The 15,036-nt window shown below is 34.5% G+C and carries 12 protein-coding genes; 6 read left to right on the top strand and 6 right to left on the bottom strand.

The annotated features are described in order from the left end of the window. The first annotated feature begins 23 nt into the window (after positions 1-23). Positions 24-1,283 (top strand): aminotransferase class I/II-fold pyridoxal phosphate-dependent enzyme, encoded by a 1,260-nt coding sequence (locus ES677_RS05710; protein ID WP_148370212.1) that lies wholly within the window; start codon positions 24-26, stop codon positions 1,281-1,283. A gap of 100 nt (positions 1,284-1,383) precedes the next feature. Here ES677_RS05710 and ES677_RS05715 read toward each other — a convergent pair whose 3' ends face one another. Together ES677_RS05715 and ES677_RS05720 are read right to left on the bottom strand one after the other, a co-directional pair. Beyond that, positions 1,384-2,502, bottom strand: a complete 1,119-nt coding sequence (locus ES677_RS05715) for a GTP cyclohydrolase (protein ID WP_148370213.1) — start codon at positions 2,500-2,502, stop codon at positions 1,384-1,386. Between the two features lie 16 nt (positions 2,503-2,518). Further along, a complete protein-coding gene (locus ES677_RS05720) occupies positions 2,519-3,529 on the bottom strand; it encodes a transporter (RefSeq protein WP_148380706.1) in 1,011 nt (336 codons plus the stop codon). 123 nt (positions 3,530-3,652) lie between these two features. Between ES677_RS05720 and ES677_RS05725 the strand changes: the two genes are divergently transcribed. The 4 genes from ES677_RS05725 (at position 3,653) to ES677_RS05740 (ending at position 9,180) form a co-directional block, all read left to right on the top strand. Further along, a complete protein-coding gene (locus tag ES677_RS05725) occupies positions 3,653-3,925 on the top strand; it encodes a DUF4834 family protein (RefSeq protein ID WP_148370215.1) in 273 nt (90 codons plus the stop codon). Between the two features lie 113 nt (positions 3,926-4,038). Further along, positions 4,039-6,459 (top strand): YfhO family protein, encoded by a 2,421-nt coding sequence (locus ES677_RS05730; RefSeq protein ID WP_148380707.1) that lies wholly within the window; start codon positions 4,039-4,041, stop codon positions 6,457-6,459. Further along, the gene (locus ES677_RS05735; RefSeq protein ID WP_148380708.1) at positions 6,452-7,726 is read left to right on the top strand and encodes a glycosyltransferase family 4 protein; all 1,275 of its coding nucleotides are present in this window, start codon (positions 6,452-6,454) and stop codon (positions 7,724-7,726) included. Before ES677_RS05730 ends, ES677_RS05735 begins: the two co-directional genes overlap by 8 nt. Then, positions 7,726-9,180 carry an MATE family efflux transporter gene (locus ES677_RS05740; protein WP_148380709.1) on the top strand — a complete coding sequence of 485 codons (1,455 nt, stop codon included), beginning with the start codon at positions 7,726-7,728 and terminating at the stop codon, positions 9,178-9,180. Before ES677_RS05735 ends, ES677_RS05740 begins: the two co-directional genes overlap by 1 nt. A gap of 73 nt (positions 9,181-9,253) precedes the next feature. Here the strand turns inward: ES677_RS05740 and ES677_RS05745 are convergent, their stop codons facing one another. After that, positions 9,254-10,312, bottom strand: coding sequence for a hypothetical protein (locus ES677_RS05745; protein WP_148370219.1), 1,059 nt, complete (start codon positions 10,310-10,312; stop codon positions 9,254-9,256). 162 nt (positions 10,313-10,474) lie between these two features. On the opposite strand from ES677_RS05745, the gene ES677_RS05750 reads away from it, so the two are divergent. Next, positions 10,475-11,086 (top strand): DEAD/DEAH box helicase, encoded by a 612-nt coding sequence (locus ES677_RS05750; protein ID WP_148380710.1) that lies wholly within the window; start codon positions 10,475-10,477, stop codon positions 11,084-11,086. Positions 11,087-11,238: 152 nt separating this feature from the next. Here the strand turns inward: ES677_RS05750 and azu are convergent, their stop codons facing one another. From azu to ES677_RS05765, 3 genes are all read right to left on the bottom strand, one after another. Further along, entirely contained in the window at positions 11,239-11,670 is a 432-nt protein-coding gene (gene azu / locus ES677_RS05755; protein WP_317130604.1) for an azurin, read from the bottom strand. Positions 11,671-12,306: 636 nt separating this feature from the next. Further along, a complete protein-coding gene (locus tag ES677_RS05760; protein ID WP_148380711.1) occupies positions 12,307-13,083 on the bottom strand; it encodes a carboxypeptidase-like regulatory domain-containing protein in 777 nt (258 codons plus the stop codon). A gap of 90 nt (positions 13,084-13,173) precedes the next feature. Continuing rightward, on the bottom strand, positions 13,174-15,006 hold the full coding sequence (locus ES677_RS05765) for a DEAD/DEAH box helicase (RefSeq protein WP_148370223.1): 1,833 nt from the start codon (positions 15,004-15,006) through the stop codon (positions 13,174-13,176). Between the last annotated feature and the right edge of the window lie 30 nt (positions 15,007-15,036).

Genomic DNA, 15,036 nt, shown 5'->3' on the forward strand with positions numbered 1-15,036 from the left:
CCTAAACTAAGATAATACATTAAATGAAAGATTTATTCGCAAAAATATACAAAGACAAAGGGCCATTAGGGAAATGGGCTGCACAAGCTGAAGGATATTTTGTTTTTCCAAAATTAGAAGGACAGATTTCTAACAGAATGAAATTTCAAGGAAAGGATGTAATAACGTGGAGTATTAACGATTACTTGGGTTTAGCAAATCATCCTGAAGTAAGGAAGGTGGATGCTGAAGCAGCGGCAGATTATGGTTCGGCTTACCCAATGGGAGCTAGAATGATGTCGGGGCATACAGATCTTCATGAGAAATTACAGAATGAATTATCCCAATTTGTAAATAAAGAAGCGGCTTATTTATTAAACTTTGGTTATCAAGGAATGGTGTCTACTATAGATGCACTTGTTGCTAAAGATGATATTATTGTTTACGATGTAGATGCGCATGCGTGTATTATAGATGGTGTGCGTTTGCATATGGGTAAACGTTTTACTTATAAACATAATGATATTGAAAGTTTAGAAAAAAACTTAGAACGTGCTACCAAAATGGCAGAACAAACAGGCGGCGGTATCTTAGTGATTACCGAAGGTGTTTTTGGAATGCGTGGAGAGCAAGGACGTTTAAAAGAAATAGTAGCATTAAAAAAGAGATTTAATTTCAGACTTTTTGTTGATGATGCTCACGGATTTGGAACGTTAGGTAAAACTGGAGCCGGAGCAGGAGAAGAGCAAGGTGTTCAAGATGAAATTGATGTATACTTTGCAACGTTTGCTAAGTCAATGGCTAGTACAGGTGCATTTATTGCTGCCGATCAAGAAATAATTGATTATTTAAAATACAATTTACGTTCTCAAATGTTCGCTAAATCGCTGCAAATGCAACTTGTAGTGGGTGCTTTGAAGCGTTTAGATATGCTAAGAACAATGCCCGAATTAAAACAAAATCTATGGACAATTGTAGATGCATTACAATCGGGTTTAAAAGAAAGAGGGTTCGATATAGGTACAACCAAAAGTTGTGTAACACCAGTATACTTAGAGGGTAGTATTCCGGAAGCAATGGCGCTAGTAAGAGATTTAAGAGAAAACCATGGCGTTTTCTGCTCGATCGTTGTCTACCCCGTAATTCCAAAAGGAATGATTTTATTAAGAATGATACCAACAGCAACGCATACTCTTATAGATGTTGAAGAGACTTTAGATGCTTTCGAAGCGATTAGAGAGCGCTTAGTAAATGGTACTTATAGACGTATGTCTGCCGATCTAATTAAAGCGATGGGAGAATAGACACTATATAAAGTAAAAAAAATCCGATTCATTTTTGAATCGGATTTTTTTTGTTTTTATTTCAAGTAAATCTATCCGTTTTAAATCCCACTGTAGCGTCTTATAATTCTTTTCTAAACGTTTTACGTCTTATAATTACTTTGGCATCAAAGTGTTTCCATATCTTATATATAGCGTCATTATCATCAAGTTCTGGCGTTCTATAGCACGTCTCAATACCTTTTTCGGTAAATGTATTATAGTACTCATTAAAAATAACGGCGTGTACTCCTTTATTTTGATACTCTGGTTTTACCCCTATTAAATAGAATAACACTTCCTTACTTTCTTTTTTAGCTTTCAATAATTTTAAAAAACCAAAAGGGAATAATTTTCCGTTTATCTGTTGAAGTGTTTTTGCAAATCGAGGTAAAACAATAGCAAATGCTACCATTTCATCATTTTCATCAACAACAAATTTAATATATTCGGGGTTTACAAAACTGATAAATTTTTTCTTAAAGAATTCTTTTTGAATATCTGTAATCTCTACAAAAGACGATAGTTGCGAATAAGAGGAATTAAATAAATCGAACATTTTATCGACATATGGCATAACCTCTTCAGTCGTAGTGAGTTTTAAAGCACGCAGTTTATAACGCTTTTTAATAAGTTCTTGTGCTTTATAGAAGTAATCGGGATGTACGTTTTTAAAAGGAAATTTATTCTCGGAGTACGATTTTTCGACCTTAAAACCTAAAGCTTCATAATGGTTAACATAATAAGAATGATTGTACCATGTAATCATACTAGCAACTTGATCAAAACCTTCTGTAACAACACCTACTTTGTCTAAATTAGAAAAACCTACAGGGCCTTCCATGTATTCCAAATCGTGATGATTTCCCAAGGCTTTCACTTCATTAATTAACGCTTTAGAAACCTCCAAGTCGTCTATAAAATCGAACCAACCAAAGCGCATTTTTTTCTGGTTTTGGTTATTTATTTCAAGCCAGTTTGTAATTGCCGCAATACGACCGACTACTTTATCATTTTTATAAGCTAAAAAGAAAGTGGCATCAGCATCCTTAAAAATAGGATTTTTGTTTTTATCAAATGTTTCAAGTTCTTGAGATATAATAGGAGGAACCCAATATTTTGAATCTTTATAAATAGAAAAAGGAAATTTCACAAATGCTTTTAAGCCTTGTTTTGAGTCGATTTTTTTTACTGTAATCATATAAGTTTAGTAGCGATTAGTTATCATCGAAATCGATAACCTGAGTTTCTTTTTCTCTCTTTTCAGAAGAGCGATTAGCTTTTTTATTGTCTTTTTGTCTTTTCTTATTGGCTTTACGTTCTGCTTCATCTTCTGCAGACGTTCCATTATCCAGTTTATCCTTATGAAAATCGAATCGGTAGGAGGCTCCAAAGTTAACACCAAAAACGGAAGGTGTGTCTTTCGTATTGAAAGTTACCGCGGTATCTAACTGAAAATTTCTTCCCCACAAATAAGCACCTCCAAAACGGAATAGGTTATCGGCATAAAAATCACTCTGGATTCCTTGTGTTTCACCAAATAAAACCCATTGATCTGTAATCGATTTTGTTACGGTGGCAATATATTGGAAATCGGAATAGTCTGTTCCAATTCTGTCCTTAGAGAAGTTTAAAACTAATACCCAACCACTGGAAAAATTATTTTGAGTCGACACCATTATTTTAGGGCTAATGCCTTCTACGCCAGGCGCAGTATATGGGTTGTCTTTAGAATCGAAATTAGCACCTGCATAAACGGCAACTGCTGGAATTAAAGAATTCCATTTAAATTTTCTGTTGGCGTGATAGCTAAAAATATTCGGTTTTTCTTCTTTCGCATTTTTATACGGGTCGTAAACCAGGTATTTAGCCCCGATTACCAAGTTCTTGAAATTAGATCGCTTTGTGTCTAGTGCAATAATGGAGCGACTGTCTTTAAACGTATCATTTTGGTAGGTTCCTTCAATATTAAGTTCTAGTTGAGGTAATAAAAAACCGTATCTCGCAGCAAAATCGATACCAAAACCAGACACTTCATATTTTAATGGTGTGTGCGATTCCTTAATCATATATGGGCCAATTTCTAACTGAGCGACGTTAGTACCGACAGAAAATGCCGATCGAGATACGCCAGGCCGGTTAGAATTAATAACTTCTGTATATTGAGCATTTAAAGTATAGCTTGCAATAGAGAGAAGTGCAAGCGCATAAAACTTCTTTATTGACATAGGTATTGGGTTTTGCTCCAAATATAGAGATTTTATATTTTTTTTAAGGAATTAATTCTGAAATTACTCTCATAGTATTGTATTTTTGTGTTTAATAAAATTACACCAACAAGTATCTATAATATGGGAATTTTAAAAACTATACTTTTTATTCTTTTATTTTATTACGGTTATAAAATAGTATCTCGATTATTTGCACCGATGATAATGCGCTATTTTTCTAAAAAAGTGCAAGAAAAATTCGGTGCTCAGTTTAAGGATTTTGCTAATCAGCAGAAGCAACAAAAACAGCAAACTAAAGAAAAAGAAGGTGAAATCACAATAGACAAAATGCCGCAAAATTCAACGTCTAATAAAAATGTTGGCGAATATGTTGATTATGAGGAAGTAGATTAACGCTTAGGCTTTATCTTCAGTTGTTTTTACCTTTTAAAACTATTTTCAATTTCAAATTTGAATAATCTCGAAAAATATGAGTATTTTTCAAGCTCATAGTTTTAACACATTTTATGCACGTTTCTTTTAAAAAAATCCTGCCACATTTATTAGTGTTTGTAGGGTTTATTATTTTATCATTAGCCTATTTTAGTCCCGTATTGCAAGGTAAACAAATATTACAGAGTGATATTGTGCATTATGAGGGGATGGCTAAGCAACACAAAGCATTTAAAGCCGAAACCGGACAAGAAACGTATTGGACCAATAGTGGTTTTGCTGGAATGCCAACTTACCAACTGGGAGCTAAATATCCGCACAACTACATTAAACAATTAGATTTGGCACTTCGGTTTTTACCGCGACCTGCCGATTATCTTTTTCTCTATTTTATAGGGTTTTATATTCTGTTACTCAGTTTAAAAGTCAATTATAAACTGGCAGCTTTAGGCGCTTTGGCCTTTGGTTTTTCTACCTATTTAATTATTATTATAGGCGTCGGGCATAACTCTAAAGCGCACGCCATTGCGTATTTTCCGCTGGTTTTAAGTGGGATTATTCTTACGTTTAGACGAAAATATATTGTTGGTTTTATAATTACAGCACTTGCGTTAGGCTTAGAATTAGTGACAAATCATTATCAAATGACCTATTATTTGATGCTGTTGGTTGTTGTTTTAGGAGTCGCTTATTTAGTAGATGCGTATCGCAAAAAAGTGTTACCGCATTATTTTAAATCGGTAGGGATTTTAACGGTGGCGCTTGTTGTTGCTATTGGTTTGAATGCTACAGGGCTTTTAGCGACGCAAGAATATGTAAAAGAAAGCACACGTGGTCCTAGTGCGTTAACTATTAACGCGGACGGCTCTAAAAAAGAAGCAGCGTCTTCAGGATTAACTACTGAATATATTACCGAATATAGCTATGGTAAATTAGAAACATTCAACTTATTTATTCCTCGCTTTATGGGAGGAGGAATGGGGGAGGATATCGGTAAAGATTCAAATCTTTATGACGCATACTTAGGGTTAGGAGCGAGTCCGTTACAAGCTAAAGAAGCGGTGAAACACGCACCAATGTATTGGGGAGATCAACCTATTGTTGAAGCGCCAGCATATGTTGGAGCTGTTATTGTTTTCTTGTTTGTATTCGCTTTATTTCTAGTAAAAGGCCGTTTAAAATGGTGGCTAGTAGGTGGTACAGTATTATCTCTGTTATTATCTTACGGAAAGAATTTTGGTGTATTAACCGATTTATTTATCGATTATATGCCTTTATATAACAAGTTTAGAGCCGTAAGTTCTGTTCAAGTTATTTTAGAATTATGTGTTCCAATTTTAGGAATTTTCGGTTTGGTGAAGCTGTTCAACGCTTTTAATAGTGATGAAGAAAAACTGAAAGCTTTAAAATATTCTGTAGGAATTACTGCGGGATTAGCCGTGGTGTTTTTAGTTTTTAAATCAGTATTTTTTGATTTTATAGGCTTGAGAGATCAAATGTTTCGTAAAAATTATGGTTTAGATTTTGCTAGTGCTTTAGTGGAAGATAGAAAAATACTCTTCACAAACGATACTCTAAGAACCTTAATATTAGTATTGCTTTCAGCAGGAACGATTTTCTTCTTCTTAAAGAAAAAATTAAACGAAACTAAAGTTATTATTGTTTTTGCAGTCTTAATTGTATTTGATTTAGTGGGCGTAGATAGGCGCTATGTTAATAACGATAATTTTGTGTCTGCAAATAAAGTAGAACAGCCATATCAGCCTAATACCTCCGATTTACAAATACTTAAAGACACATCTCACTATAGAGTGTTCGATTTGGCGTCTGGCGGGGCTAGAGCATCGTTTTTCCATAATTCCTTAACTGGTTATCACGCTGCAAAATTAAAGCGTTACAACGAGGTTTTTGACTTTTATATTTCTCAGAATAATATTAACGTACTAAATATGCTTAATGCAAAGTATATCATTGTACCAGACGAACAGCAAGGTACCGCTGTCTTTACTAATGAAGATGCCAATGGGAATGCTTGGTTTGTTAGCCAGGTAAAATCTGTTGCATCTCCAGACGAAGAAATACTAGCGTTAAATAAATTAGATAATAAAGCAATAGCAATTACAACTAATGAAGCTATAGAAAGTGCTTTTACTGTAGATTCTTTAGCGTCTATAACTGTTTTAGACTATAGGCCAAACTATATTAAATACGACTCTAAGAACCTAAATGAAGGGTTTGCGGTGTTTTCAGAAATGTATTATAAAGAAGGTTGGAACGCTTATGTAGATGGAGAATTAAAACCTATTCATAAAGTAAATTATACGCTACGCGGACTGCAAACACCAAAAGGAAGAAGTGTTATAGAATTTAAATTTGAACCGCAAGTGGTAGAAACCGGAAGTAGTATTGCGTTAGCATCGTCTGTTCTTTTAGCGATATTAATACTGGGTGGTTTGTTTTATGAGTTTAAAAACAGAAAGAAATTAAGTGAATAAAAAGGTACTTATAATCACCTATTATTGGCCACCTGCAGGAGGGCCTGGTGTTCAGCGTTGGTTGAAATTCGTAAAATACTTACCCGAATTTCAAATTGAACCTATCGTTTATTGCCCATCTAACCCCAATTATCCCATTGTAGATGAAAGTTTATTATCTGAAGTATCAGATGAAGTAACAGTGCTTAAGCAGCCTATAAAAGAGCCTTATAAGTTCGCAGGATTTCTGTCTAATAAATCAAAAACCATAAGTAAAGGTATTATTCCTGAGAATAAAAAATTAGGGATTATAGAGAAGCTAATGCTTTATGTTCGCGGCAATTTTTTTATTCCCGATGCCAGAAAAGGGTGGATAAAGCCTTCTGTGGCGTATCTGTCTACTTATATTTCAGATTATAAGATAGACACTATTATAACTAGCGGACCGCCACATAGCCTACACTTAATTGGTTTGCAGCTTAAAGAAAATCTTGGCGTACAGTGGATTGCCGATTTTCGCGATCCGTGGACGTCGATCGGGTATCATAAAAAATTAAGACTCACTCAAGCTTCTCAGAAAAAACATAAAAATTTAGAAAAGCAGGTGCTTACTACTGCCGATAAAATAATTGTGACGAGTAATAACACAAAAAAAGAATTTCAGCAACTAACCAAACAACCAATAACCGTCATAACTAATGGTTATGATGTCGAGAAACCCCAAGCTATCGTTAGGGACTCTAAGTTTAGCTTGGCGCATATTGGATCTTTTTTATCAGAAAGAAATCCAGAAATATTATGGAAAGTACTTCACGATTTACGAAATGAGGATAAAGACTTTAAATCGGATTTTCAGTTGAAACTGGTTGGCGCTGTAAGTGATTCTGTAGTACAATCTATTAGTAAGTATAGTTTAAATGATTGTTTAAATAATGTGGGTTATGTTTCTCATAATGAAGCCATAGTGCATCAAAAACAAACACAGTTATTGTTATTAGTTGAAATTGATTCCGACGAAACAAAAGCGATTATTCCGGGTAAGTTATTTGAGTATATGGTTTCCGAGCGACCGATAATTGCTATTGGCCCCATTGATAGCGACGTGGAGGATATTTTAAAAGAAACCAATACTGGGAGCTATTTTAATTACGGCGATTACGAGGCTTTAAAATCTACAATTAAAACACATTACAAGGCCTTTAAAAGGGGTGACTTAAAAACCCAGGCGATTGGTTTACAAAAATACAGTCGAAGAAATGTAACCAAATCTTTAGCTGAACTTTTATAATGGGAATAGTCGTTAATCAATCTATTAAAAACACGGTAATTACCTATGTAGGATTTGGAATAGGCGCCATTAACGTATTGTTTTTATTTACCAAATTTATAGATCCTGTCTATTTTGGTGTGATAACTTTTATTTTATCTACCGCCAATATAATGATGCCACTAATGGCGTTTGGCGTACATAATACCATTGTAAAATTCTATTCCTCTTTTAAAACACGGCAATCCCAAAACGGTTTTTTAACCTTAATGCTGTTGTTGCCTTTTATTGTTATTATTCCGGCCATTGGTATCAGTTTTATTGCTTTCGATATTGTAAGCGATTGGATTTCTAAAGAAAATCCTATTGTGGGCGATTATACGTGGTATATTATTATCACAGCGATTGCTTTTGCTTATTTCGAGGTGTTTTACGCGTGGAGCAAAGTACAGTTGCAAAGTGTGTTTGGTAATTTTATGAAAGAAGTGTTTCATAGGGGGTGCACTACTGTTTTATTGCTTTTGTTGTATTTTGGTTACTTAGATACTCAGGAATTAATTCAGGCGATTGTAGCGGTATATGTGGTGAGAATGATAATAATGAAATTGTATGCTTATAGTTTACGATTTCCGTCTATAAAGCACATTCAACTTAAGGGGATATCTCGAATATTAAAATACACGTCTTTAATTATTATTGCGGGTTCGGTCGCTAATATCATTTTAGAGATTGATAAGTTTATGATTGGTAAATATGTCGCTATAGAAAATGTGGCTTTTTATGGCGTAGCCATTTATATTGCAGCAGTTATTGGAGTGCCCTTGCGCTCTATGCACCAAATAACGTATCCGCTAACGGCAAAATTGCTAAATGATGGTAATAAGGTCGAACTTAAAAGACTCTACCAAAAAAGTGCGTTAAGTCTGCTTATAATTAGTGGATTTATTTTTCTAATCATTATTTCAAATATCAATCAGTTATATGTTTTAATGGCAGACGGCTATACAAACGGGCTCCTTATCGTTCTTGTTATTGGGTTAGCGAAATTATCTGATAATGCGTTAGGTAATAATAATGCGATTCTGTTTAATAGTGATTATTACCGAGTCGTGTTGTTTTTGGGCGTTTTATTAGCAATTTCAACTGTGCTGTTAAATACTCTTTTTATTCCGAAGTTTGGTATTAATGGAGCGGCTTATGCGAGTTGTATTACCATATTTTTATATAATACAATCAAGGTTATTTTTGTGTATTTAAAATTTAATATGCAACCATTTACAAAAAACACCTACAAGACTTTAGCTTTAATTACTGTTTGCGGCTTCTGTTTTTACTTTTGGGAATTCCCATTTCATCCTGTAATTAATATCGCCTTAAAATCATTGTTATTAAGTGTGTTTTATGGTTTTGTTGTCTACCGATTTAATTTATCTATAGACATTACAAATTTGATTAATAAGCTATTGAAACGTTAGAAATAGTTTTAAATAAAAACACCTATTGAAACCTTAAGAGGAGCAATAGGTGAAGTTTATATTACAAAAGAGCTTATATTCTTCCTGATTTACTTTTAGAACGGTTAGAAGATGAAGAACGTTCCCTTGATTTAGGGTTTCTCGGTTGCGCTTTTTTACGGGCCGAAGGACTTCTCATTTCTCCTTTAGAACGCGAACTTCTCTCTTGAGTTCGCGCCGATTTTGTTTCGGCTCTTTTAGGTGTCGATACACGATCGTTTCTCTTCGTGCGATTAGGTGTGTTTGCCTTTGTATTTCTCGTGTTGTTTTTATCAGACCGAGCTTCAGTGGTGCGTCTTGGTGTTGTGCTTCTTGTTGCATTACTTTTATTTTGCGAACGCGAAGATGTTGCACGCGAAGTTTTTCGGTTTCTAGAGCTATTATTAGCAATACGTTGTCTACCATCGGTACGAGACGCGTAATTTCTATTTCTTTTAATAGAAAGGCCTCTTCTGTTGGCAACCGCCGTGCGTCTTCTACTATTGTTAACGTAAGGCGAATTGTAATGGTAACGCACCGCTTTATAGTGTTTTCGGTACGGTTTGTTATACACTACGCAATACTGGCGTGTAGGAATTCTATAATACGAATGCCAAGGTCTACGCACATAATGTCTGTTGTGCACATTTATGTAGCCTCTAAAATGAGAAAACGTATTGTGGCCATTATAATACACGTGTAAACCACCTAGACGCGAGACGAAACCGTGATGATTGTAAGTAACGAAAACGTTGCCAATTTGATTTATTCTTCCGTAGTAATCGTAAAAAATCGGAACATTTTCAATTTGAACAATCGCACCATAGTCATCATATTGCACATAAGCACCGTAATCGTAACCCGAATTGAAACTAATATGAACATTTGGCGAACCCATTGAAACATTTATATTGGCGCCGTAACTAGGAAGGTGGAAATCAAATTGGCCATCTGGGAACACTGAAAACTCAATACCTTGCTCTACAAAGATGAAAGACTTATCGTACCCATAAAATCGCGAATAATTTGAGGACTCTAAATGAGGCTCACTTTCTGCTCTAACAGCAACACTTATTAATAGTAAAGCTGAAAATAAATAGATCATTTTTTTCATAACAATAGGTTTTAGATTGAATAGTGACTAAAATACAAGCACCGTGCCAAAAAATAAATCGCAGTTGCTAACGCGCTAATTGTTATCGAAACAAAACGGCACTGTATTTTGCCGCGTCATTAATATCGAGTAATTTAGTGGCTTAAAAAATAGAAGAAAAATATGTCTTTTAAAAAGCTAAATCCAGAAATTAAAGAAGCTTTAATTACCAATGAAATTGAAACGCCAACGTCTTTTCAGAAACGACTTTTACCGAAAATAAAATCTGGAATAGATATTTATGGCACAGGGAAAAAGGGAGCGGGTAAAACGACTGCTATGATTATTGGGACGATGCAAATATTGGGAAGTAGATCTTTTGAAGATGCGCCTAGAGCTTTAATACTCGTTAAGGACAAACAGGCAGCAATAGACCTAAAAGATGCTTTTTTAGAGTTTACAAGACGTACAGATTTACGAATTTACACCGCCTATGAAGAGCACGATATAGACACCGAAAAAGAAGATATTTATATTGGTCAGGATATTGTAATTGTAACGCCAAAGCGTTTAAATAAATTATTTTTTCTAAATGCAATTAATGTAACGCAATTGAAGTTGTTTGTTATTGAAGATGCCGAATTTGTGATAAAAGCTAAATATTATAACGATGTTATTCGAGTGCCTGAAAGTATTGAAAAATGTCAATTTTTAATTCTTGCTGAAGAATTATATCCAAAATTAAAGCGTTTAGACGATTTATTTATGGCTAATGCAATTACTATAAAGGCATAAATAATAATAGAAGAGGAGGTAATAGCCTACTTATTAACCCAGATATCTTCCTTTTATAACTAACAAAAAAGCGCTTAAATAAAATTAATTTTATTTAAGCGCTTTTTTTCTTCGGTACTCAGATTGCACTCCTCGTAACCTTGTATTTATAATTATTCAACGATAAACGTACCCTGCATTAAAGCATAGTGTGCTGGGAAAGTACACATAAAGGTGTAGGTTCCTGGAGCTGGAGCTTCAAATTCAATGGTATCACTTTCGCCACCACCAAGCATTTTAGTATGCGTAATAATCATATCTGTCATATCCGCTGGAATATAGTCGTTGTCTGCGGCCATAGCACCTGCTTGTCCTACAGTAGCCATGTCAGCATCTTGTGTTAATAAAACCCAGTTATGACCCATTACCATCTTTTTCATTTTACCCACGTGTTTTAACGTCAATTTTACTGTTTGTCCAGCTTTAACACGAATCTCGCTTTTATTATATTTCATCTGGTCATTACCTTCAATGGTTACGACAGCTACATTTGAATCCATAATAATTTCTTCAGGCGCAACTTTCTCTTCCATTGGGGTGTCCATTTTCATCTCTGTTTTTTCATTTTTCTTGTTGTCACCACAACTAAATGCAGCCGCAGCCAAGAATACTAAAAGTAATTTTTTCATTTTATATTGAATTTAGATTAATAATAAGTTCTGTAAAATTAACTGCTATTTTTATGATTTCAAAATATAAATCTATTCATTTTTAAAAATCAGGAAAGTTGTGTATGTATACCTTGATTTAGTAATTACAGTAGTGTCTATAATCCTAGATACCGTTTAATTTACAACTATTAATGTGCCTAATAGCATAAATGTCTTCAAAAAAAGGAAATATTTAAAAAGGTATTGCTGTATTCTATTAATATACATCGAATAAAATTTATCTTAAAAAAAACAAGATACGACCAAAGTGGCTCTGGCTTCTTTCTTTAAAATGCGGCATTTATTATCATAACCTTTAATCTTGTATAGATTGCGAACCTCTTATTTAGATGGCGCCTTACCGGCGCTAATTGTAATTAAAACAGATACGACGTTGAAGACCCGAAAAATAACAGTACTCGTGATATAATACTATCTGCTTTTACCTTCTTACGGCTGCTTTTAACTTAGAAGATCTGTATCTAAAGTAACGTATTCTAAATTGTAAGCCTTGAAATGAGCGGGGTTATTTTAATATCTTCTTTTGCCGTTGCGGTTAAGCACTTTAAACTCTTCATAACATTCGCTAATGGCGTCTAAAATTTGAAGATCGTTGGCTGTATTTATAAAATCTTTAGAATAATTACATTGGGTTATAATTTCGTCTAAGTCAATTTTGTTCACTTGTAGTAAAACCATCAGCATTTCACGATCAAAACGAGAGGCGAGTAGCGCTCTTATTTCGTCGTCTTTCTTCATCTGCCTTAGCTTTTTAAGTTCTTGTCCTTTGCTACTGAAGGTGTTATATAAAAAATCCAAAGGATTAAAAATAGAACCTAAAACTCTATCAATAGCACTTCTAGATTTGTTTCCTGCCTCATATCCTGTAGATAGCCCCGAAATACTGTAACGGTAATTGGTGTTTAATTCTACTTGTTTTATATCGACTTCTAAATATCCCGTAAGCTTTAATTCGTTTACCACCACTTCTTCTAAAGCGAGAGCAAGTTCTGTTAAGGTGATTTTTGAACTCCCAAATTTAATCCAGTCGTTCGTTACTTTTACTTTAATAGATTTGTAACCAATATAAGATAAGTGAAGGGTGTCGTTGGTTTTCGCTCTAAGTTTAAACTCCCCTTTGGTATTAGTGGTAGTACCAATAACTTGATTAATATTTACGATATTCACGTCTTCTAAAGTTTGGTTAGTCGTTGCGTCGACTATAACACCTAGAACTTCTGTGGCTTTCTCTTGAGAGAAACTAACGAGAGAAGAAAAAAGAAGAATACAAGCAAATAAGAATTTCATATATGTTATTGGTATAAGCTATAAAAGTACTAAACATATAATTGTTTAGTACTTTTAAAGTTATTTTTTGCTTAAAATTAACAAAAACGTTTAACGTCTAGAACGTCTTGGTCTAGAATCTCCAGAGGTTTCAGTTCTTGAGTCGCTACGTCTTGGTTTCGATGACGATGTATCACTTTTTTTACGTCTATCACTTCTATTAGGAGAACTTCCAGAATTTCCAAATGAACGTGGTTTTCCACCGTCTTTTTTATCATCGCGACGTCTTCCGCCACCTGTAAATTTACCACCACGACCTCTTCCGCCTCGGCTTGGTTTATCTTCGGTGATTTCTACGTTTACAAAACGCCCGTTATATTTAAAATCTGTAAAGAACGCTAACACTTTGTCTTGCAATTCTTTTTCAGTATTAAAGAAAGAGAATGTTTCTTTAGTATCTACTTTAAAGACATCATCGCGTCCAAGATCTAATTGTTCTTTTAAGAAATCTTTTAATTTCATCCAGTCAAAACCATCTTTTTCACCAACGTTAATAAAGAAACGAGCTGCATCTGTGCTGTAAGCGCGAGATTCTCCTTCAGAGTCTCTACTAGATCCGGCTTTTACGTTTAAGTCTTTTGTTTTGTTGTAGTAATTGAAGAAACGAGAGAATTCTACAGAGAAAAATTTCTGAATTAATTCGTCTTTCGTTGTTTCTTCGAACATCGTGTTAATGCTCTCTAAATACTTAGCTATTTCTGGGTTAACTTCTGTAGTATGTATTTTGTTTGCTAACGACATTAATTGTACTTCGCAAATATCTATACCACTAGGAATTTCTTTAAGTTCGAATTTCTTATTAATGATACGTTCGATACTTTTTATTTTTCGAACTTCACTTTTAGAAACAATAACCATAGAAATACCAGTTTTACCAGCACGACCTGTACGACCAGAACGGTGGGTGTACGTTTCGATTTCATCTGGTAATTGGTAGTTAATTACGTGTGTAATATCGTCTACATCAATACCACGAGCAGCAACATCTGTTGCCACAAGCATTTGTATTTGTTGCGTTCTAAACTGCTTCATTACAATATCACGTTGATTCTGACTTAAATCTCCGTGTAATGCACCAGCACTGTATCCATCTTCAATTAATTGTTCGGCAACTTTTTGAGTGTCTCTTTTTGTACGACAAAATATTACTGAAAAGATATCAGGATTTGCATCAGCTAAGCGTTTTAAAGCTTGGTAACGGTCGCGAGAATTTACTAAAAAGTACTCGTGAGAAACGGTGCTTGTGCTTTCGTTTTTATGGCCCACAGTAATTTCCTGTGGTTCTTTCATAAATTTCTTAGCAATTTTAGAAACCTCTTTTGGCATTGTTGCCGAGAATAACCACGTATTTTTTTCTTCTGGAGTATGCGATAAAATATCTGCAATGTCTTCTTTAAAGCCCATATTTAACATCTCGTCGGCCTCATCTAAAACTGCAAATTGAATTTTAGAAATATCTACCAGACGTCTGTTAATCATATCTTTCATTCGGCCCGGAGTCGCCACAATAATTTGTGCGCCACGTTTCACCTCTCTTGCTTGGTCTGTAATGCTAGCGCCACCATATATGGCAGCCACATTTAAACCTTTACAATATTTACCATATTGTTTCATTTCGTTTGCAATTTGCAAACACAGCTCACGAGTGGGCGATAAAATTAATCCTTGCGTTGTACGAGAAGAAGAATCGATTTTTTGAAGCATAGGGAAACCAAATGCAGCTGTTTTTCCTGTACCCGTTTGTGCTAATGCAACTAAATCGGTGTCAGACTCTAATAAAATTGGAATTGATTTGTCTTGGACTTCACTAGGTTTTTCAAAACCTAAATCTGTAATAGCTTTTAAAAGGTCTTCGTTAAGACCTAAATCTTGGAATGTGTTCATTCTTTATTATAAGTATTCAATGGCGTAATG

The organism is Bizionia gelidisalsuginis (genome assembly GCF_008086185.1).
GTDB lineage: Bacteria > Bacteroidota > Bacteroidia > Flavobacteriales > Flavobacteriaceae > Bizionia > Bizionia saleffrena.

Coding starts and splice junctions, on each gene's coding strand:
- ES677_RS05750 (WP_148380710.1), top strand. CDS start 10,475: ATGTCTTTTAAAAAGCTAAATCCAGAAATTAAAGAAGCTTTAATTACC.
- ES677_RS05720 (WP_148380706.1), bottom strand. CDS start 3,529: ATGTCAATAAAGAAGTTTTATGCGCTTGCACTTCTCTCTATTGCAAGC.
- ES677_RS05715 (WP_148370213.1), bottom strand. CDS start 2,502: ATGATTACAGTAAAAAAAATCGACTCAAAACAAGGCTTAAAAGCATTT.
- ES677_RS05740 (WP_148380709.1), top strand. CDS start 7,726: ATGGGAATAGTCGTTAATCAATCTATTAAAAACACGGTAATTACCTAT.
- ES677_RS05710 (WP_148370212.1), top strand. CDS start 24: ATGAAAGATTTATTCGCAAAAATATACAAAGACAAAGGGCCATTAGGG.
- ES677_RS05760 (WP_148380711.1), bottom strand. CDS start 13,083: ATGAAATTCTTATTTGCTTGTATTCTTCTTTTTTCTTCTCTCGTTAGT.
- ES677_RS05765 (WP_148370223.1), bottom strand. CDS start 15,006: ATGAACACATTCCAAGATTTAGGTCTTAACGAAGACCTTTTAAAAGCT.
- ES677_RS05730 (WP_148380707.1), top strand. CDS start 4,039: ATGCACGTTTCTTTTAAAAAAATCCTGCCACATTTATTAGTGTTTGTA.
- ES677_RS05725 (WP_148370215.1), top strand. CDS start 3,653: ATGGGAATTTTAAAAACTATACTTTTTATTCTTTTATTTTATTACGGT.
- azu (WP_317130604.1), bottom strand. CDS start 11,670: ATGGACACCCCAATGGAAGAGAAAGTTGCGCCTGAAGAAATTATTATG.
- ES677_RS05745 (WP_148370219.1), bottom strand. CDS start 10,312: ATGAAAAAAATGATCTATTTATTTTCAGCTTTACTATTAATAAGTGTT.